Below are 19,483 nucleotides of genomic sequence, written 5' to 3'. Positions count from 1 at the left end.
CGGACCCACTCCTGTCAGCAACCATGCCCCCTGGCGGTGACGCCTGGGGGATGATGGTCCCCAAGGACGGGGCGACGGGAGTAGAGATGGCGCCAGCCGACACCCACGCTGTTGACGAGCTTCACGCTATGGGAGAGCACCGGGTCACGGTGAACGGCGCGCCCCGCGCGCTCGACGGCACCGACCCGAGCACGACGACCCTCGACTGGCTCAGGGCCCAGGGCCTGACCGGCGCCAAGGAGGGCTGCGCCGAGGGGGAGTGCGGCGCCTGCTCGATCATGGTGGCTCGTCCCACCGAGGGGTCGGGCACCCAGTGGACGGCCATCAACGCGTGCCTGGTCCCGGTCGCCGCGCTCGACGGCCAGGAGGTCGTGACCTCCGAAGGGCTCGGCCGTCCCGACGCGCTCCACCCGGTGCAGCGCGAGATGGCGGTCCGCGGCGGGTCGCAGTGTGGCTACTGCACGCCGGGCTTCATCTGCAGCATGGCCGCTGAGTACTACCGCGAGGGTCGCTGCGCCGCTACTGCCGCGACTCCGGACCCGTCACAGAACGGCCACGAGCCTGCCGCCACGGCAAACGACCCCGGCAACGCACCGGACCACGAGCACGGACCCAACGGTTTCGACCTGCACGCCCTGTCGGGCAACCTCTGTCGCTGCACGGGCTACCGGCCGATCCGCGACGCCGCCTACGCCCTCGGCGCGCCCGCTGACGACGACCCGTATGCCGCGCGGCTGGCCGCCGCCCCGCCGGTAGCCCGTGCCACCCGGCTCGACGGCGCCACGGGCACCTACGCGCGCCCCGGGGACCTCACCGAGGCGCTCTCCCTCTTGGCCGACCACCCCGACGCCGTCCTCGTGGCCGGCGCCACCGACTGGGGCGTCGAGGTCAACATCCGGGGCGCGCGGACCCCGTTCGCGATCGGCATCGACCGGCTGCCCGAGCTCCGGACACTGTCGGTCGGTGACGACTCCGTCGAGATCGGCGCCGCCCTCAGCCTGAGCGAGGTCGAGCGCGGCCTGGCGGGGCGGGTCCCGTTGCTGGACAAGATGTTCCCGCAGTTCGCCTCTCGACTGATCCGCAATGGCGCGACCATCGGCGGCAACCTCGGCACCGGGTCTCCCATCGGCGACACCCCGCCCGCGCTGCTCGCGCTGGAAGCCCTGGTCGTGCTCGCGTCGGCCGACGGCGAGCGCGAGGTGCCCCTGGCCGACTACTTCACCGGCTACCGCCAGACCGTCAAGCGCGAGGGCGAGCTCATCCGCGCCGTGCGGATCCCGTTGCCGCTCAGTGAGGTCACCGCCTTCCACAAGATCGCCAAGCGCCGGTTCGACGACATCTCCAGCGTGGCGGTCGGCTTCGCGCTCGACCTCCGCGAGGGGGTCGTCACCAAGGCGCGCATCGGCCTCGGCGGCGTCGCCGCCACCCCCATCCGGGCGCTGGCCACCGAGGCCGCGCTCGAGGGCCGGGCGTGGAGCGCTGACGTCGTCCGAGAGGCGGCAGCGGTGATGCGCGCCGAAGGCACGCCCATGGACGACCACCGCGCCAGCGCGGCATACCGCACGGCGACGCTCGGCACCGCGCTCCTGAAGCTCCATGCCGAGACCGCGACGCAGCAGGAGGTCGGAGCATGAGCGCCCTGTCCGAACGCCCAGCCAATCCCGTGGTCGGGCAGGAGATCCCCCACGAGGCCGCGTCGCTGCACGTGACCGGCGAGGCGCTCTACACCGACGACCTCGCGGTCCGCACGCACGGCATCCTGCACGCCCACCCGGTGCAGGCCCCGCACGCCCATGCCCGCATCACGAGGCTCGACCCGTCGCCCGCGCTCGAGGTCCCGGGAGTCGTGCGGGTGCTCACCGCTGAGGACGTCCCCGGCGTGAACGACGCCGGGGTCAAGCACGACGAACCGCTGTTCCCGTCGGAGGTCATGTTCTTCGGTCACGCCGTGTGCTGGGTGCTCGGCGAGACGCTCGAGGCCGCCCGGCTGGGATCGCTCGCGGTCGAGGTCGACTACGAGCCGCTGCCGTCGCTGGTGACGGTGCACGAGGCGATCGAGGCGGGCAGCTTCCAGGGCGGGCAGCCGCACATGGAGCGCGGTGACATCGAGGCCGGGTTCGCCGGTGCGGCGCACGTCTACAGCGGCGAGTTCGAGTTCGCAGGGCAGGAGCACTTCTACCTCGAGACGCACTGCTCGATCGCGCTGGTCGACGAGAACGGCCAGATCTTCGTCCAGAGCTCGACGCAGCACCCGACCGAGACGCAGGACATCGTCGCCCACGTCCTCGGCCTGCACAGCCACGCCGTCACCGTCCAGTGCCTGCGGATGGGCGGCGGCTTCGGGGGCAAGGAGATGCAGCCCCACGGGTATGCCGCGATCGCGGCCCTCGGGTCGACGCTCACCGGGCGTCCGGTGCGGTTGCGGCTCAACCGCACCCAGGACATGACCATGTCGGGCAAGCGGCACGGGTTCCACGCCCAGTGGCGGGTCGCCTTCGACGACACCGGTCGGCTGCAGGCCCTCGATGCCACGCTCACCTCCGACGGTGGCTGGAGCCTCGACCTCTCCGAGCCCGTCCTGGCCCGGGCCCTCTGCCACATCGACAACGCCTACTGGATCCCCAACGTGCGGGTGAACGGCCGGATCGCCAAGACCCACAAGACGTCGCAGACCGCGTTCCGCGGATTCGGCGGGCCGCAGGGCATGCTCGTCATCGAGGACATCCTCGGCCGGTGCGCGCCCCAGCTGGGCATCGACCCGATCGAGCTGCGGTCCCGCAACTTCTACGTCGACGGGCAGTCGACTCCCTACGGCCAGCCGGTCCGCCACCCCGAGCGGGTCGCGATCTGCTGGGAGCAGGTGCTCACGACCGGTGACGTCGCGACGCGCAAGGCCGACATCGCGGCATACAACGCCTCGCACGAGCACTCCAAGCGCGCCCTGGCGATGACGCCCGTGAAGTTCGGGATCTCGTTCAACTTCACGTCGTTCAACCAGGCCGGCGCACTCGTCCACGTCTACAAGGACGGGTCGGTGCTGATCACCCACGGTGGCACCGAGATGGGCCAGGGGCTGCACACCAAGATGCTCCAGGTCGCGGCCACCACCCTGGGGGTGCCGCTGTCGACCGTCCGGCTCGCACCGACCCGCACCGACAAGGTCCCGAACACCTCGGCCACCGCGGCCAGCTCCGGGGCCGACCTCAACGGTGGGGCAGTCAAGGACGCCTGCGAGCAGATCATCGAGCGGCTGCGGGCTGTCGCCGCCGGTCGGCTCGGGGTGCACCCGGCCGACGTGCGGTTCAGCGACGGCCACGTCGGCAAGGTCGGCGGTGGCGCCACCGTGCCGTGGGCCGACCTCGTCAACCAGGCCTACTTCCAGCGGATCCAGCTGTGGGCGGCCGGCTTCTACCGCACGGAGGGACTGCACTGGGACTCGTCGGCCATGCACGGGTCGCCGTTCAAGTACTTCTCCTACGGCGTGGCAGCCAGCGAGGTCGAGGTCGACGAGTTCACCGGCGCCTACCGGCTGCGGCGGGTCGACATCGTGCACGACGTCGGCGACTCGCTCTCGCCGCTGGTCGACATCGGCCAGGTCGAGGGCGCGTTCGTCCAGGGTGCCGGCTGGCTGACGCTGGAGGACCTGCGCTGGGACGAGTCGGACCGGCCGTCGCGTGGTCGGCTGGCCACCCAGGCGGCGAGCACCTACAAGCTGCCGAGCTTCTCCGAGATGCCCGAGGTCTTCAACGTGGCGCTGCTGGAGCGGGCCCACGAGGACGGCGCGGTCTACGGCTCCAAGGCGGTGGGCGAGCCGCCGCTGATGCTGGCGTTCTCGGTGCGCGAGGCGTTGCGCGAGGCCGCGGCCGCGTTCGGTCCGGCCGGGACGTCCGTCGACCTGGCCTCGCCGGCGACCCCGGAGGCGGTCTTCTGGGCCGTCCAGGAGGCGCGGGGCGGCGCCGAACCGCCGCACATGACCGCCATGGTCGAAGGTGCCCCTGGCGTCGTGCCCGACCAGCCCGGCGCCGACGCCGCGCCCTTGCGACCGCGCTCCGAGCAGGCCGCCCAGCCGGCGAGGGCGGGGACGTGACCATGGAGTGGCTGTCTGCCGTCGAGCGGTTGCGCCGTGAGCGCCGACCCGGTGTCCTGGTGACGCTGACGTCGGTGCGAGGGCACTCGCCGCGCGAGGCGGGGGCCAAGATGGTCGTCGGCGTGGGTGCGACGTGGGGCAGCATCGGCGGGGGCAACCTCGAGGCCACCGCGGTCACCAGAGCTCGCGCGATGCTCGCCGAGGGGGCGGCCGCGCCCGAGCAGATCTCGTTGTCCCTCAACGACAAGGCGCCGGCCGAGCACGGCCAACAGTGCTGCGGCGGCGAGGTGCAGATCCTGCTCGAACCGCTCGCGGTGGTGCCTGCGGTCGCGATCTTCGGGATCGGCCACGTCGGTCTCGAGCTCGCCCGCATCCTCGCCCGTCACGACCTCGAGCTCCACCTGGTCGACTCCCGCGCCGACCAGCTGGGTCACGACCGGCTCGGCGTGCTCGACGACTCGACGGCCCGGGTGCACGTCCACCACGCGCCGGTCCCCGAGCTCGTCCTCGGCCAGGTGCCCCAGGGCACGCACGTCCTGGTGATGACGCACGACCACGCGGAAGATGCGGCCCTGTGCGACGGCGCCCTGCGCTGCGCGCACCTCGGGTCGATCGGGCTCATCGGCTCGTCAGCCAAGTGGTCGCGTTTCCGTCAGCGCCTTGCGGCAGAGGGACATTCGGACGCCGACCTCTCGCGCATCCAGACCCCCATCGGGCTCCCCGACCTCACTGGCAAGGACCCGGCCACGATCGCGCTGGGTGTCGCTGCCGACCTGGTCCGCGTGTTCGAGTCGGAGACGTCGAAGGTCGCCCGATGACGCTCTTCCGGGCCACCGTGCTCGACACCCCGGACGACCCCTTCGAGGGTGGGTCGCTCCGGGCCCAGGACGACTGCGGGCTGCTCGTCGAGCGTGGCGTGATCGTCGCTCGCGGCGACTTCGTGACGCTACGGGCAGAGCACCCCGACGAGGACGTCCTCGACCTGCGTGAGGGCATGGTCCTGCCCGGACTGGTCGACACCCACGTCCACTTCCCGCAGGTGCGGGTCATCGGTGGCCTCGGGATGCCGCTGCTCGACTGGCTCGACCAGTGCGCCCTCCCCGAGGAGATGCGGCTGGCCGACGTCGACATGGCCCGTGGAGTGGCCCGGGACTTCGTCACCGGGCTCGTCGACGCAGGCACCACCACGGCCCTCGTGTTCGGGTCGCACTTCGCCTCCGCGGTCGACGTGATGTTCGAGGCGGCCGACCTGTGGGGTCTGCGGGTCACCACCGGGCTGGTCACCTCCGACCGGATCCTGCCCGAGCCGCTGCTCACCACACCCGAGCGGGCCTACCAGGAGTCCCGTGACCTCGCCTCACGCTGGCACGGCAAGGGTCGCCTCCGGTATGCCGTGACACCTCGCTTCTCGTTGTCTGCGAGCGACGCGATCCTCGAGTCCTGCGCCGCGACGTTCGGCGAGGTCGACGGCTCCTGGTTCACCTCCCACGTCAACGAGAACACCGCCGAGGTGAAGGAGGTCGCCGAGCTGTTCGGCGGCGCCTCCTACGTCGACACCTACGACCGCCACGGACTCGTGACGCCGCGCTCGGTGCTGGCCCACAACGTGCACCCGACCGACCCCGAGCTGGCCACCCTCGCCGCGCGAGGGGCCTCCGTCGCGCACTGCCCGACCAGCAACTCCGCCCTCGGCAGCGGGCTCTTCCCCCTGCGCCGTCACGTCGAGGCGGGCGTGCAGGTCGCCATGGGGTCGGATGTCGGTGCGGGCACCGGTTTCTCGATGCTCAAGGAGGGTCTGCAGGCCTACTTCATGCAGCGCCTGCTGGGTGACGAAGGACTGCCCCTCACCTCGGCGCACCTGCTCTGGCTGTGCACCTCGGCCGGGGCTCGTGCGCTCGGGCTCGACCACGAGGTGGGCGACCTGTCGGTGGGCAAGCAGTTCGACGCGATCTGGCTGCTGCCCGAGGCCGGCGACCCGCTGGCCGTCGGGCTCGGGAACGCCAAGTCGGCCGACGACGCGCTCTCGAAGGTCTTCGCGCTCGGCACCACCTCCGACATCGGCGGCGTGTGGGTCGGGGGCGACCAGATCGCCGCCGGTCGCTGGCGGATGCCCCGCCGCACCTGACGATCCTGCTTCCCGTTCGATGTGAACACGCCGGGGAACCCCGGCGTGTTCACATCGAACCGGTCAGGCGCGCTCGGCCTTGAGGACCTCGGCGTAGGCCGGGAGCGTCAGGAAGTCGGGGAAGTCGGGGTCCAACGCGCACTCGACGAACAGCCGCCGCGCCGTCTCCAACGCACCCCGAACGGTCTCGTCGTCGCCGACGGCCTCGACCAGGGCGGCATACTCGCTCTCGACCACCTCGTCGACGAGCTCGCGGGTGACGGTCTCGCCCGTGGCGAGGGTGGCTCCGGAGTTGAGCCACTGCCAGATCTGGCTGCGCGAGATCTCAGCCGTCGCAGCGTCCTCCATGAGGTTGTGGATCGCGACCGCGCCATTGCCGAGCAGCCACGCCTGGAGGTACTGGATGCCGACGGAGACGTTGCCCCGCAAGCCATCCAGCGTCCGGTCGCCCGGCGTCGAGGCCGCGTCGAGCAGGTCGTCGCCGCTGACCGAGACCTCGTCGCGCTGCTTGGCGAGCTGGTTGGGGGAGTCACCGAGGACGCCGGTGAAGATCTCCTTGCACAGGTCGACCATGCCGGGGTGCGCGACCCACGACCCGTCGAACCCGGCACCCACCTCGCGCTCCTTGTCGGCCCGCACCTTGGCGAAGGCGGCCTCGTTGACCGCCGGGTCCTTGCTCGGGATGAACGCCGCCATGCCGCCGATCGCGAACGCCCCGCGCTTGTGGCAGGTCTGCACCAGCAGGTCGCTGTAGGCCTTCATCATCGGCGCGTTCATCGTCACGGCGTTGCGGTCGGGGAGGGTGAACGACGGCCCGGAGTCCCGGAAGTACTTGATGATCGAGAACAGGTAGTCCCAGCGCCCGGCGTTGAGCCCGGCCGCGTGGTCGCGCAGCTCGTAGAGGATCTCGTCCATCTCGAAGGCTGCGGGGATCGTCTCGATCAGCACCGTCGCGCGGACCGTGCCGTGCGGGATGCCCAACGACTCCTGCGCGAACGTGAAGACGTCGTTCCAGAGCCGGGCCTCGAGGTGGGACTCCATCTTGGGGAGGTAGAAGTAGGGGCCACTGCCGCGCGCGATGAGCTCGGCGGCGTTGTGGAAGACGTAGAGGCCGAAGTCGACCAGGGCGCCGACCAGCGGCCGCCCGTCGAGGGTCAGGTGCTCCTCGTCGAAGTGCCAGCCGCGGGGTCGCGGCACGATGACGGGTATGCCGCCCGGGTCCTTGAGCTCGTAGTGCTTGCCGTTCGGGGCGGTGAGCTCGATGGTGCGGCGGACCGCGTCGTATAGGCTGACCTGGCCGCCGATCACGTTGTCCCAGTGGGGGGTGTTGGCGTCCTCGAGGTCGGCGAGCCACACCTTGGCGCCGGAGTTGAGGGCGTTGATCGCCATCTTGCGCTCGGTCGGCCCGGTGATCTCCACCCGGCGGTCGGCGAAGTCGGCGGGCGCCGGGGCGACGGTCCAGTCACCCTCGCGCACCGCGCGGGTCTCCTCGAGGAAGTCGAGCCGTCCGGTCCGGGACACCTCCGCGCGACGCGACCGCCGGGCCTGGAGCAGCTCGTCGCGGCGGGGCCCGAACCGCACCTGCAGCTCACCGAGGAAGGCCAGCGCCTCCGGACTCAGGATGTAAGCGCTCCGCTCGACCTCGTGGGGGGCGTCGACGACGACGCTGGGCGCGGACTGCCTGGTGGGCGTGCTGGACTCGGACATGCGCATCCTCGGGAGAAGTCAGTGGTGTCGCGTGCCGCGGTGGCGGCTCACGGACTAGGATTGTTCCATGATACGAAATCTTCTTCTCATTCGGGAAGGACTGGGGAGAGATATATGAGCACCGAACCGACCGTCGAGGACGCCTCGACGCCTGCCCCCAGGACCGGCGGTGGCGTCCAGTCGCTCGAGCGCGCGTTCGCCATCCTCGAGACGATGGCCGACGCCGGCGGCGTCATCAGCCTGTCGCAGCTCGCGAACGACGCGCAGCTGCCCCTGCCGACCATCCACCGCCTCGTGCGGACCCTCGTCGACCTCGGTTACGTCCGGCAGGAGGCCTCGCGCCAGTACTCGCTCGGACCGCGCCTGATCCGCCTCGGGGAGACGACCTCGCGGATGGTCAGCCGGTGGGCGCGGCCCCACATGGAGCGGCTGGCCCACGAGCTCGGTGAGTCGGTCAACCTCGCGATGCTCGACGGTGACCAGGTGGTCTACATCGGCCAGGTGATGGCCAGCCGCAACTCGATGCGCATGTTCACCGAGGTCGGTCGCCGGGTGCTGCCGCACTCCACCGGGGTCGGCAAGGCGATCATGGCCGGCATGGACCCTGAGGCGGTGCAGGCGATCCTCGCCCGCACCGGTATGCCGGCCCGTACCGAGCACACGATCACCGACCCCGAGGCCTTCGCGGCCGAGCTGGGGCGCACCCGCGAGCGCGGCTATGCCCTCGACGAGGGCGAGCAGGAGGTCGGCGTGCGCTGCGTCGCCGTCGCCATCCCGGGCTCGCCGCAGCCGTTGGCCCTGTCGGTGTCCGGTCCGCTGCCGCGGATGACCGACTCGTTCGTCGAGGGCGCGGCCGGCCCGATGCACGCCGTGGCGGCAGCGATCTCGGCGGAGATGCGGGGCGCGACGGCCTAGCCCCGACCGCTCCCGCCCTGTTGGTAGCGAAACACCCGGATTTCGGGAAGTTTCGCTACCAACAGGGCGGTCGGTGACCGGAGGTCAGCATCGGGCGAACGGTTGCCTTCCGTGGGGTGAACAGTGGTGCCAGAGGCCGTTTTCCGCGCTTCTGGCCTCCCGCACCCGGCACGCTGGTGTCATGGCCTACGGCTCCGAGCTCGGACCCATCGCCCTCGCCCACCGCGGAGGTGCCGCCCTCGCGCCCGAGAACACGCTGACCGCCTTTGGTCTGGCGACCGCCCTCGGCATCCGCTACCTCGAGACCGACGTCCGCATCACCGCCGACGGTCAGCTCGCCTGCTTCCACGACGCGACCCTCGACCGGGTCACGGACGGACGTGGCCCGGTCGCGCGGCATACCCTCGCGCAGCTGCGGCAGCTGCGCGTCCTGGAGCGCGAACCGATCCCGACGCTGACCGAGGCCCTCGAAGCCTTCCCCGACGCCAGGTTCACGGTCGACCTCAAGGAGCGGTCCGCCGTTGGCGCACTCACGAAGGTGTTGCAGCACAAGGACTTCCGTGAGCGGGTCTGCATTGCGGGCGCCTGGGACGGCTGCCTCGACGTCGTGCGCGCGCAGGTGCCGGGCGTGCGGACCGCCCTGGGCTGGCGCGCGCTGGCCGCAGTGGTCACCTGCGCGCGTGCCGGTATGCCGCCCGCTCGCCGGTTCGCGACCGCAGAGTTCCTGCACGTGCCGGACCGGCTGGGGCGGGTGCAGGTGTTCGTCGAACGCCTGGTGACGGGCGCGCACGGGATCGGGGTCAAGGTCGTGGTCTGGACGGTCAACGACCAGCCCTCGATGGTGCGGCTCCTCGATGCCGGGGTGGACGGGATCATCACCGACCGACCGGACCTGCTGCGCGAGGTGCTCGTCGCGCGCGGCGAGTGGATCCCGATGCCGGTCTCACCCACCACCTCCGCCGCCCGGGGCTCGCTGGCCGGCTGAGGCCGCAACGCCCGAGCGCCCGTCCCACTGGTGGGACGAGCGCTCGGAGCAATGCTGGACCTCGCTCAGGTCAGGCGCTGGAGGGCCTTGACCTCGTCGCGCGCGGTCACGATCGCCGCGTGCTGCTGCTGGACCACGGCGCGGAAGCCGTCGCTGAGGTCGTCCTCCGCGAGCGCCTTCTCGTACTCCGACACTGCGTGGTCCTCGCCCGTGACAGCGGCCCCGAGGACGCCGGAGGCATCGTCGCCGGTCAGCGCGTCCTTGAGTGCGAGCCACCCACGGTGCAGGGTGCCGGCAACCGAGCCGCTCTCGTCGACGTCCTCACCGTAGGCGTGACCCATGGCCACGATGTCGCGGGCGAAGGCGGCGCGCTGCTCGGAGAGACGCTCCAACGTCGCGGCGACCTCGGGGCTGTCGCTGTCACGCAGCTTCTCGGCTGCGGACGCGAAGCCCTTCCGGCCGTCCTTGAGGGTCTCCACGAGGTCCTTGGCGACCTTCTCGTCAGCAGACATGGTTCGTTCTCCTTTGATCGGTGATGGCACTTCACCGGGGGCCTACCCGCACCGTCCCCTCCCAAACCCCACGGGGCAGGGACGCGACGGGCGCGGAGCCGATCAGGACGGGGATCGTCCGCAACCGCCGGTAGCGTGCGAGGCATGGCCATCGCACGCTTCCCCAGCATCGTCCTCGACTGTCCCGACCCGTTGGCGCTCGCCACCTTCTACGGAGCGATGCTCGACTGGGCGGTCGACACCGCCAACTTCGACGCGTCGGACGGGTGGATCGACGTGAAGGCCGACTACGGCCAGTGCCTGTCGTTCCAGGGCGTCGAGGACTACAAGGCGCCGATCTGGCCGGGTCAGGACGTGCCGCAGCAGATGCACCTCGACGTCGTCGTCGACGACCTCGACACCGCCGAGGCGGCCGTGATCGCCCTCGGCGCGACGAAGCACGCGCAGCAGCCGGGCACGACCTTCCGGGTCATGCTCGACCCGGCCGGCCACCCGTTCTGCCTCTGCACCAGCTGACGGCCGCACCCGAGCCGACGGCCGCCTGCCGCCTGCCGCCGAACGATCAGCTCGGTCGGTCAGGCGCCAGGGCCGTGCTCACCGCCGCCGGACGACGCGCGACCTGATCGTCCGGCGGTCAGCAGCTAGTCCTCCTTGGCGGTGGACATGCCCTCCTTGATGAGGTTCATGACCGAGGAGTCGGCCAGCGTCGTGACGTCGCCGACCTCGCGGTTCTCGGCGACGTCGCGCAGCAGGCGGCGCATGATCTTGCCCGAGCGGGTCTTGGGCAGCTCGGAGACCACCATGATCGAGCGCGGCTTGGCGATCGGCCCGATCTCCTTGGCCACGTGGTTGCGCAGCTCCTGCACTGTGTCGTCGCCGTGGTCCTCGGCGCCCCCGCGCAGGATGACGAAGGCCACGACGGCCTGGCCGGTGGTCTCGTCGGTGGCGCCCACGACGGCCGCCTCGGCCACCGTCGGGTGGNGAGGGCGGACTCGATCTCGGCGGTGGAGAGCCGGTGGCCGGAGACGTTCATGACGTCGTCGACGCGGCCCAGCAGCCAGATGTTGCCCTTGGCGTCGTACTTCGCGCCGTCGCCGGCGAAGTAGTACTTCTCGCCGAACCGGCTCCAGTAGGTTTCCTTGTAGCGCTCCGGGTCGCCCCAGATGCCGCGCAGCATGCCCGGCCACGGCTTGGTCAGCACGAGGTAGCCGACCGCCTCGGGGTCGTGCAGCGGCTGNCTCGAGGTCGGTGACGCCGGGCAGCGGGCTGATCATGATGCCGCCGGTCTCGGTCTGCCACCACGTGTCGACGATCGGGGCGCTGCCGCCGCCGATGTTCTTGCGGTACCAGAGCCACGCCTCGGGGTTGATCGGCTCGCCGACCGAGCCGAGCAGCCGCAGCGACGACAGGTCGAACTTCGCGGGGATGTCGTCGCCCCACTTCATGAAGGTCCGGATCGCGGTGGGTGCGGTGTAGAGGATCGAGACCTTGTATTTCTCGACGATCTCCCACCAGCGGCCCTGGTGCGGGGTGTCGGGAGTGCCTTCGTAGATGACCTGGGTCGCGCCGTTGGCCAAGGGTCCGTAGACGATGTAGGAGTGCCCGGTCACCCAGCCGATGTCGGCGGTGCACCAGTAGACGTCGGTCTCGGGGTGCACGTCGTGCACGACCGAGTTCGTGTAGGCCGCCTGCGTCAGGTAGCCGCCGGTCGTGTGGAAGATGCCCTTCGGCTTCCCCGTGGTCCCCGAGGTGTAGAGGATGAACAGCGGGTGCTCGCTCTCGTGGGCGACGGCCTCGTGCTGGTCGCTGGCCGAGTCGACGACGTCGTGCCACCAGACGTCGCGGTCGTCGTTCCAGTCGACTGCGTCCTTGGTCCGCTGCACGACCAGGACCTTCTCCACGGTGGTCTCGCCCTCGACCGCGGCGTCGACCGCGGGCTTGAGCGGGGCGCTCTTGCCGCGACGGAACTGACCGTCGGCGGTGATGACGACCTTGGCCTCCGCATCGGCGATGCGGGTGCGCAGGGCGTCGGCCGAGAACCCGCCGAACACCACTGAGTGCGGTGCACCGATCCGGGCGCAGGCCAGCATCGCCGCGACCGCCTCGGGGATCATCGGCAGGTAGATGGCGACCCGGTCGCCCTTGGCGACCCCGAGGGACTCCAGCGCGTTGGCGGCCTTGGCGACGTCACGCTGCAGGTCGGCATACGTGACCGTGCGGGTGTCGCCACCCTCGCCCTCGAAGTGGATCGCGACCCGGTCGCCGTTCCCGGCCTCGACGTGTCGGTCGACGCAGTTGTAGGCCGCGTTGACCTCGCCGCCGACGAACCACTTGGCGAACGGCGCCCCGCTCCAGTCCAGCGTCTGGTCGAAGTCCTTGGCCCAGCTCAGGCGCTGCCGGGCCTGGTCGGCCCAGAACCCCTCGAAGTCGGCGGCGGCCGCGTCGTAGAGGTCGGCCTTGCCGTTGGCCTGTGCGGCGAACTCGGGGGTGGGGGCGAGGTCCAGACCCTCGGTGTGGCTCGTCGTCGTGGGCTCGGACACGGTGGTTCCTCCTGGCGGCATCGGCAGGCAACTCTCGCGGCAGTGCGTTCGAGGTCGCGGTGACCACCCCAGCCAACCTGCATCCGGCCCGCGCATCAAGGGGAGTGGTCGCGATGATCGGTCGGCGGACGCTGCGAGCGGCCAACGGCTAGCCTTGGGCGCCGTGAGCACCCCCACGAGCGCCACCCCGGCTGCCGGTTCCGGCGCCCCGTCCCAGCACCCCCTCGACCGGGGGCGGGCCCTGGCCGGCAAGGTCTGGCCCGAGGTGGCGCTGCTGCTCGCGGCCCTGCTTTGGTGGCCGGTCGGGTTCGCGGGAGTGACCTCGTGGCTGCACCTGCCGCTCAGCGTCTTCGACGGTGACGTGCTCTTCCTGGGCGCGACCGCTGCGGCAGCCTCGGTCTCGCTGTTGGTGCGCTCGCCGTGGCCCCGCTTCGCGATCGTGGTCGTGCTCAGCGGTCTCGGGTGGTTGCTCGACGCCCCGGCGGCTGACGAGTACCCGCACGAGAGGGTGGTCCTCGCGGTGCTGCTCGGGGCAGCCGCGTTCCTCGGCGTCGTGCTCGGCGCTCGTGGGTCCAAAGGCCCCGTGGCTGCTGCCACCGTGCTGGTCGTGGTCGCTGGCCTGTCGCCGGCCTCCTGGCCGACCGAGGCGGCCGTCGCCGTGGCGCTCGCCCTTCCCTTCGCCGTCGCCACGTGGCAGCGGGTCGCCCCCACCATCCTCTCGGTGGCCCGGCTGGTCGTGACCTGGCTGCTCTTCGCCCTGCTCGCCCGTGCCCTGCAGCACGGCTGGGACGTGCTCCGCCCCGGGACCGGCGGTGGGCTGACCCTGCGCGAGCAGGCCAGGCGCGTCGCCGAACCTGCCTGGGACTTCGTCCGCACCCAGTGGTGGACCTACTCCCAGGCGCGGCTGCAGGACCTGCTGCCCTGGCTCTGGCTCGCCTTGGGGGTGGCGGTCGTGCTCGTCGTCGTGCGGGTCGTGACCGCCCGTCTCGTGGCCGACCGCAAGCGGAAGGCCGCGGCACTGGACGAGGAGCGGATCGCCCGCCGGAGCTGACCGGCCGGCCCGCGTGGGTGTCCAACCGATCGACGTGGCTGAGCGGCCGGACCCGTTCGGACCCGACCGCTCACCCCGCTCGGCTCACCAGTGGTGGGCCACGTCGATGACGAGTCGGCTCGTCGTGGCGTCCTGGATCGTGAAGACGCGGAAGGGGAGCCGCGCCCGGACGCCCAGGCCCAGGCTGGTGTAGCCCTCGAAGCTGCTGTCCCACTTGACCTGGCGGAAGGTGGTGTAGCCCGTGACGTTGACCATCTCGTTCGGGTTCCGCGGGGTGTAGGTAGGAGCCCCGGTGGCCGGGTTGTAGGCGGGGGAGTTGACCGTGACCTGCAGCTTGCCGGCGCCGCGCAGCGAGATCGGCAGCCCGGACGCCTGCCCGGTGAACGTCTTGACGTACCTGACGGTGTAGCCGGGCGACTTGCCCTTGAGGTCGATGACCAGGCGGTCGAAGCAGGCGTGCCGGCCGGAGCGGACGCCCGTGACGGAGCCTGTCGGGGCCAACGCCTTCGTCTTGGCGAGCGAACCCCAGGTGATGCCGCAGTACGGAGCGGCCTGCGCCGAGGTGGTGGCCGTGGTGGCCGGGACGGCCCCGACGAGTGCGGCGACGAGGAGCGATCGGACGATCGCGGTGCGGGTGATGTTCATGGCGTCCTCCTTCCGGACACCGCACTGACGTGCACCGCGACCGCCGGGTTGACCTCGGCCGTGAACGTGACCGTGTCGTCACGAAAGGTCGGCTGTGTCACCGAAAAGCCCGCGCCACACGAATTGCTCCCGGGCCGGAACGGCACGGTGCCGTGCCCCCTCCTGCAGGGACACGGCACCGTGGTTCCGGGGTATGCCGGGTGGTGGCCTAGTGCGCGACCGCCTTCTCGGCGCCGTGGCCGGTCAGCGACCGCACCTCCATCTCGGCGTACTTGGCGGCGTTGAACTCCTTGCTCGTCACGGTGCCCAGCCAGCCGAGGATGAAGGCCAGCGGGATCGAGATGATGCCGGGGTTGTCCAACGGGAACCAGTGGAAGTCGGTGCCCTGCAGCATCGACAGCGACTTGCCGGTGGCCGGGTCGACCGGCTTGCCGGAGACGACCGGGCTGAAGACGATCAACGTCAGCGCCGTGATGAGCCCGCCGTAGATGGACCACAGCGCACCGCGGGTGTTGAACCGCTTCCAGAACAACGAGTAGAGGATCGTCGGGAGGTTCGCCGACGCCGCGATGGCGAAGGCGAGGGCGACGAGGAACGCGATGTTCTGCCCGTTGGCGAGGATGCCACCGAGGATGGCGAAGATGCCGATCACGACCGCAGTGATGCGGGCGACCCGGACCTCGTCCTCCGGGGAGGCGGTGCCCTCCTTGATGACGGAGTTGTAGATGTCGTGCGAGAGGCTGGCGCTCGCCGTGATGGTGAGGCCGGCGACGACCGCGAGGATCGTCGCGAACGCCACCGCCGAGATGAGTCCCAGCAGCAGCTCTCCGCCGAGCTCATAGGCGAGCAGTGGTGCAGCGGAGTTGGCCTTGCCGGGGGCGGCGGCGATCACCTTGGGTCCGACGAGGGCGGCGGCGCCGTAGCCGAGGACCAGGGTGAAGAGGTAGAAGATGCCGATCAGCCAGATGGCCCACTCGACCGACTTCCGGGCCTCCTTCGACGACGGCACCGTGTAGAACCGCATCAGCACGTGCGGCAGGCCGGCGGTGCCGAGCACCAGGGCCAGCGACAGCGAGATGAAGTCGATCTTGGTGGTGCCGGTCTTGCCGTACTGCAGCCCGGGGTCGAGCACCTTCTTGCCACCCGAGGCCTCGACGGCGTCACCGAGCAGCGAGCTGAGGTTGAGCCCGAACTTGCCGAGCACCCACAGGAACATCACGCCGGCCCCGAGGATGAGCAGGACGGCCTTGATGATCTGCACCCAGGTGGTGCCCTTCATGCCACCGATGAGCACGTAGGTGATCATGATGACGCCGACGACGGCGATGACGACGGACTGCCCGGCCTTGTCGTCGATCCCCAGCAGCAGGGCCACCAGGCCACCGGCTCCGGCCATCTGAGCCAGCAGGTAGAAGAAGCAGACCGCGAGGGTCGAGATGGCGGCAGCCATGCGGACCGGGCGTTGCTTCAGCCGGAACGACAGGACGTCGGCCATCGTGTACTTGCCGGCGTTGCGCAGCAGCTCGGCGACCAGGAGCAGCGCCACCAGCCAGGCGACGAGGAACCCGATCGAGTAGAGGAAGCCGTCATAGCCGTTGAGCGCGATGGCTCCGGCGATGCCGAGGAAGCTGGCCGCCGAGAGGTAGTCACCGGCGATGGCGATGCCGTTCTGGCGTCCGGTGAAGGCGCGGCCACCGGCGTAGAAGTCGGCGGCGCTGCGGTTGTTGCGCGACGCCCGGATGACGATCGCGAGCGTGATCAGGACGAAGACGCCGAAGATGCTGATGTTGAGCGCCGGGCTGCCGACCTCGGTGGCAGCGGGGGCGAGGGTGGGCAGGCTCATCGGTGGTCCTCCCCGATCGTCGTGGCGAGTGCGGCGGCGCGCGGGTCGAACTCACGGTCGGCCCAGCGCACGTAGATGATCGTGATGACGAAGGTCGACACGAACTGGCCGAGGCCGAGCAGGAGGCCGATGTTGATGTTGCCGAACACCTTGGTGCTCATGAAGTCCGAGGCGTAGACGGACAGCAGCACGTAGAGGAAGTACCAGGCGAGGAAGAGGCCGGTCATCGGGAAGACGAACCTGCGGAACCGGGACCTGAGGTCTGCGAAGTCCGCGGAGTCTTGGAGTGCGACGTACGGGTCGTGCTCCGTGCGAGCGTCGTTGCTCACGGGACACCTCCAGTGATGGCGCGGGCTTGTCCCGCGGTCGTCGCCACTGTGCTCCCGCAGCCCCCTGAGCAGCAGGTATGCCGCGTGGTCGCGCGCCGTGTGGAGGGGTGCGGTCGCCGGGTGGCCGGGTTTGCTGCGGTGAACGGTCGCCCTCGTGCGCCCAGCGGCAGTCGCCCCACCAGAGGCCCTTCCGGCCACTGGTATCGGACTGGTATCATCGTGGCCATGGCTCTGACACTTCGCACGGACAGCGAGCTCGAGAAGGCCCTCGATGCCCTGGTTGCCGCTGAGGGCGCCTCCCGTCAGGAGGTCATTCGCCGTGCTGTGATCGATCGCTACCACCGACAGGAGCACGTCGAGCTCGTCGCGAGTAGCAGCGCGAAGCTGCGTGAGCGCTGGGGTGACGTCCTCGACCGCCTCGGTTCGGTGTGATGGCGGATCCGCGCTTCCTCGACGTCGAGGACCTCTTGGCGTTGATCCGTGATCTTGGCGCAGGCCCGGTCCGCGACCTCGGTCTGCTCGATGCTGCGGCCGCGCGCCCCCGGGCCTCCCTCTACGGCGAGGACGCCTACGGCCCCCTTGAGCTCAAGGGGGCCGCGTTGCTGCAGTCCCTGGTGCGCAACCACGCCCTGGTCGACGGCAACAAGCGCATCGGGTTCCTCGCCTGCTTGGTCCTCCTCGACATCAACGGCGTGGAGGTCGACGTCACTGACGACGAGGCCTTCGCCCTGGTGATGGACGTCGCGACGGGCGATGCTGACCTCGCGGAGATCGTCGAACGGCTCGGGCTGGAGTCCGGCTAGCTCCGGTCGAGGGCGAGGTCCTCGGGCGTGTGCAGCCGGACCATGGTGCGGGCCGTGTGCCGCGGGATCCGGCCGGGCGTGGCCAGGGACACGAGGACCGCCGTGGCGAACGAGATCGGGATCGTCCACGCCGCCGGCTGGCCGAGCAGCGCCCCCGGCCACCCGGGGATCGGGCCGGCGAAGATCGTCAAGGCGACCGCGGTGGCCGCGAGGCCGCCGCCGACCACGAGCCCGGCGGCCGCGCCGACGGTGCTCAGTCCGCGCCACCACGACCCCAGCACCAGCAGCGGGCAGAACGTCGACGCGGCGACCGCGAAGGCCAGGCTCACCATCGTCGCGAGGCCGACGGGCTCGATGAGTCTCGACGCGGCATACGGGACGATCACGGACAGCACGGTCGCGAGCCGGAAGCCTTGCGCCACGGTGAAGTCGTCACCGGTCATCCGGCCCAGCCGACGGCGCAGCAGGTCCTGGTCGATGACCCCTGCCACCGACATGGTGAGCCCGGAGGCCGTCGACAGGAAGGCGGCGAAGGCACCACCCGCGAGCACCGCCGACAGCGTCTCGCCGAGCTGGTCCGGCACCATGGCGCCGGGCAGCCTGAGCACGAGCGTGTCGGCGGTTCCGCTCGCCAGGTCGGGCAGGTAGACGCGGCCGAGCACGCCGTAGACGGGCGGGAAGAGGTAGAAGGCGCCGAGCAGGGCGACGACGGTGACGGTCGTCCGCCGGGCAGCCCTGCCGTCAGGGTTCGTGTAGAAGCGGACCAGCACGTGGGGCAGGCCCATCGTGCCGAGGCCGAGGGCGAGCAGCAGGCTGTAGGTGGCGTAGACCGGATGTCCTTGTCCCGCCAGTCCGTTCAGCGGCTCGATCCACTTGGTCTCCTGGGCGGCGGCCGGGCCCGGAGCGCCGTCGCCGACCCACGCGCCGAGCAGGACGAAGGCGGGGACGGCGATGGCGGTGAGCTTCACCCAGTACTGCACGGACTGCACCAGGGTGATCGAACGCATCCCGCCGGCGGCGACGTTCGCGACGACCACCACCGCCACGATCAGCCCACCGACCCACGTCGGCGCCCCGGTCACCGTGCCCAGGGCCAGACCCGCGCCCTGCAGCTGGGGGAGGAGGTAGAGCCACCCGATGCCGACCACGAGCACCGAGCAGAGCCGCCGGATCACGGTGCTCTCGAGCCTCGCCTCCGCGAAGTCGGGCAGCGTGTAGGCGCCGGAGCGCCGCAGTGGCGCGGCGACCAGGACCAGCAGGACGACGTAGCCGACGGTGTAGCCCACCGGGAACCACAGCATGTCCAGGCCGTTGGTGTAGACCAGCCCCGCGATGCCGAGAAAGCTTGCGGCGGAAAGGTACTCACCGCCGATGGCGCTGGCGTTGCGGTAGGGGGTGACCGTGCGCCCGGCCACGTAGAAGTCGCTGGTCGTGCGTGACAGCCGGAGCCCGAACGCGCCGATCGCGAGCGTCACCGTGCAGACCAGGACGATGGCGACGACGCCGTAGGCCGGGTTCACCGGCGACGCACCGTGTCGGAGAACTTGGCCTCGATCCGCTCGGAGGCCCGGACGTAGACGCGCGCCACGATGATCGCGACCGGGTAGACGACCACGGCGAGCACGATCCACGGGAGCGGGAACCGCCCGATCTCCATCGTCCGCGTGGCGGGCACCAGCAGGAACAGCAGCGGCAGTCCGCCCAGACCCACGGCCCCGAAGGCGAGCACCCGCAGGGCGAGTCGCAGCTGGGCGGACATCAACCCCGCCATGTAGACCTCGCCGAGCGTGCTCTGCTCGTCGAGGTCACGGGTGAGCGGGCGCAGGTCGCGCCGGGTGGCGGCATCACGGCGGGTGCTCGTGACCCTGACCCGCGAAGGGACCGGCGGCGTGGGTTCGTGCGGCTCGCCGGGCGGGCCGGTGCCGGAGCTCACCACGTCGA

18 protein-coding genes and 2 pseudogenes are annotated in these 19,483 nt (G+C 70.8%); 10 read left to right on the top strand and 10 right to left on the bottom strand.

The window, feature by feature from the left end; translation table 11 throughout:
* Positions 1-128: 128 nt before the first annotated feature.
* The 4 genes from ASG95_RS19140 to ASG95_RS19125 are packed head-to-tail and all read left to right on the top strand — an operon-like array spanning position 129 to position 6,212.
* The gene (locus ASG95_RS19140; RefSeq protein ID WP_057378473.1) at positions 129-1,634 is read left to right on the top strand and encodes a xanthine dehydrogenase small subunit; all 1,506 of its coding nucleotides are present in this window, start codon (positions 129-131) and stop codon (positions 1,632-1,634) included.
* Positions 1,631-4,087: a xanthine dehydrogenase molybdopterin binding subunit gene (xdhB, locus tag ASG95_RS19135; protein WP_057378472.1), complete on the top strand. Its 2,457-nt coding sequence runs from the start codon at positions 1,631-1,633 to the stop codon at positions 4,085-4,087. The genes ASG95_RS19140 and xdhB overlap by 4 nt, the downstream gene beginning before the upstream one ends.
* A 2-nt stretch (positions 4,088-4,089) precedes the next feature.
* On the top strand, positions 4,090-4,905 hold the full coding sequence (gene xdhC, locus ASG95_RS19130) for a xanthine dehydrogenase accessory protein XdhC (protein WP_056921826.1): 816 nt from the start codon (positions 4,090-4,092) through the stop codon (positions 4,903-4,905).
* Positions 4,902-6,212: a guanine deaminase gene (locus ASG95_RS19125; protein ID WP_056921668.1), complete on the top strand. Its 1,311-nt coding sequence runs from the start codon at positions 4,902-4,904 to the stop codon at positions 6,210-6,212. Before xdhC ends, ASG95_RS19125 begins: the two co-directional genes overlap by 4 nt.
* 63 nt (positions 6,213-6,275) lie before the next feature.
* Here the strand turns inward: ASG95_RS19125 and aceB are convergent, their stop codons facing one another.
* A complete protein-coding gene (gene aceB, locus ASG95_RS19120) occupies positions 6,276-7,925 on the bottom strand; it encodes a malate synthase A (protein ID WP_369820400.1) in 1,650 nt (549 codons plus the stop codon).
* A 108-nt stretch (positions 7,926-8,033) separates the two neighbouring features.
* Between aceB and ASG95_RS19115 the strand changes: the two genes are divergently transcribed.
* Positions 8,034-8,834 (top strand): IclR family transcriptional regulator, encoded by an 801-nt coding sequence (locus ASG95_RS19115; protein ID WP_056921669.1) that lies wholly within the window; start codon positions 8,034-8,036, stop codon positions 8,832-8,834.
* 181 nt (positions 8,835-9,015) lie between these two features.
* The gene (locus ASG95_RS19110) at positions 9,016-9,819 is read left to right on the top strand and encodes a glycerophosphodiester phosphodiesterase family protein (RefSeq protein WP_056921670.1); all 804 of its coding nucleotides are present in this window, start codon (positions 9,016-9,018) and stop codon (positions 9,817-9,819) included.
* A 65-nt stretch (positions 9,820-9,884) separates the two neighbouring features.
* On the opposite strand, the gene ASG95_RS19105 is transcribed toward ASG95_RS19110, so the two are convergent.
* Positions 9,885-10,331, bottom strand: a complete 447-nt coding sequence (locus ASG95_RS19105) for a PA2169 family four-helix-bundle protein (protein ID WP_056921671.1) — start codon at positions 10,329-10,331, stop codon at positions 9,885-9,887.
* 144 nt (positions 10,332-10,475) lie between these two features.
* Here ASG95_RS19105 and ASG95_RS19100 point away from each other — a divergent pair, with 144 nt between their 5' ends.
* A complete protein-coding gene (locus ASG95_RS19100) occupies positions 10,476-10,847 on the top strand; it encodes a VOC family protein (protein ID WP_056921672.1) in 372 nt (123 codons plus the stop codon).
* A gap of 125 nt (positions 10,848-10,972) precedes the next feature.
* Here ASG95_RS19100 and ASG95_RS22150 read toward each other — a convergent pair.
* The 3 genes and pseudogenes from ASG95_RS22150 to ASG95_RS19095 all read right to left on the bottom strand — a co-directional run.
* Positions 10,973-11,312 (bottom strand): annotated as a pseudogene (locus ASG95_RS22150) (acetyl-coenzyme A synthetase); the annotation flags it as partial.
* A 1-nt stretch (position 11,313) separates the two neighbouring features.
* A pseudogene (locus tag ASG95_RS22145) lies at positions 11,314-11,568 on the bottom strand (acetyl-coenzyme A synthetase); the annotation flags it as partial.
* A 1-nt stretch (position 11,569) separates the two neighbouring features.
* A partial coding sequence (locus tag ASG95_RS19095) for an acetate--CoA ligase (RefSeq protein ID WP_369820399.1) occupies positions 11,570-12,892 on the bottom strand: 1,323 nt, incomplete at its 3' end.
* 142 nt (positions 12,893-13,034) lie between these two features.
* On the opposite strand from ASG95_RS19095, the gene ASG95_RS19090 reads away from it, so the two are divergent.
* Positions 13,035-13,922 (top strand): hypothetical protein, encoded by an 888-nt coding sequence (locus ASG95_RS19090; protein ID WP_056921674.1) that lies wholly within the window; start codon positions 13,035-13,037, stop codon positions 13,920-13,922.
* Between the two features lie 84 nt (positions 13,923-14,006).
* On the opposite strand, the gene ASG95_RS19085 is transcribed toward ASG95_RS19090, so the two are convergent.
* From ASG95_RS19085 to ASG95_RS19075, 3 genes are all read right to left on the bottom strand, one after another.
* Positions 14,007-14,567: a hypothetical protein gene (locus ASG95_RS19085; RefSeq protein WP_056921675.1), complete on the bottom strand. Its 561-nt coding sequence runs from the start codon at positions 14,565-14,567 to the stop codon at positions 14,007-14,009.
* A gap of 208 nt (positions 14,568-14,775) precedes the next feature.
* Positions 14,776-16,410 (bottom strand): cation acetate symporter, encoded by a 1,635-nt coding sequence (locus ASG95_RS19080; RefSeq protein WP_056921676.1) that lies wholly within the window; start codon positions 16,408-16,410, stop codon positions 14,776-14,778.
* Positions 16,407-16,739: a DUF485 domain-containing protein gene (locus ASG95_RS19075; RefSeq protein WP_056921677.1), complete on the bottom strand. Its 333-nt coding sequence runs from the start codon at positions 16,737-16,739 to the stop codon at positions 16,407-16,409. Before ASG95_RS19075 ends, ASG95_RS19080 begins: the two co-directional genes overlap by 4 nt.
* 225 nt (positions 16,740-16,964) lie before the next feature.
* Between ASG95_RS19075 and ASG95_RS19070 the strand changes: the two genes are divergently transcribed.
* Both ASG95_RS19070 and ASG95_RS19065 read left to right on the top strand, forming a co-directional pair.
* Entirely contained in the window at positions 16,965-17,171 is a 207-nt protein-coding gene (locus ASG95_RS19070) for a ribbon-helix-helix protein, CopG family (RefSeq protein ID WP_057379007.1), read from the top strand.
* Positions 17,171-17,542 carry a type II toxin-antitoxin system death-on-curing family toxin gene (locus ASG95_RS19065; RefSeq protein WP_057378471.1) on the top strand — a complete coding sequence of 124 codons (372 nt, stop codon included), beginning with the start codon at positions 17,171-17,173 and terminating at the stop codon, positions 17,540-17,542. Before ASG95_RS19070 ends, ASG95_RS19065 begins: the two co-directional genes overlap by 1 nt.
* Here the strand turns inward: ASG95_RS19065 and ASG95_RS19060 are convergent.
* Together ASG95_RS19060 and ASG95_RS19055 are read right to left on the bottom strand one after the other, a co-directional pair.
* A complete protein-coding gene (locus tag ASG95_RS19060) occupies positions 17,539-19,062 on the bottom strand; it encodes a cation acetate symporter (RefSeq protein ID WP_057378470.1) in 1,524 nt (507 codons plus the stop codon). The genes ASG95_RS19065 and ASG95_RS19060 overlap by 4 nt on opposite strands.
* Entirely contained in the window at positions 19,059-19,475 is a 417-nt protein-coding gene (locus ASG95_RS19055; RefSeq protein ID WP_056921829.1) for a hypothetical protein, read from the bottom strand. Before ASG95_RS19055 ends, ASG95_RS19060 begins: the two co-directional genes overlap by 4 nt.
* Positions 19,476-19,483: the final 8 nt, after the last annotated feature.

The sequence above is a fragment of the Phycicoccus sp. Soil803 genome, from assembly GCF_001429685.1.
Taxonomy (GTDB): Bacteria; Actinomycetota; Actinomycetes; order Actinomycetales; family Dermatophilaceae; genus Pedococcus.
Note: the sequence above shows the minus strand (reverse complement) of the source record. Positions and strands in the feature narration are given on the sequence as shown.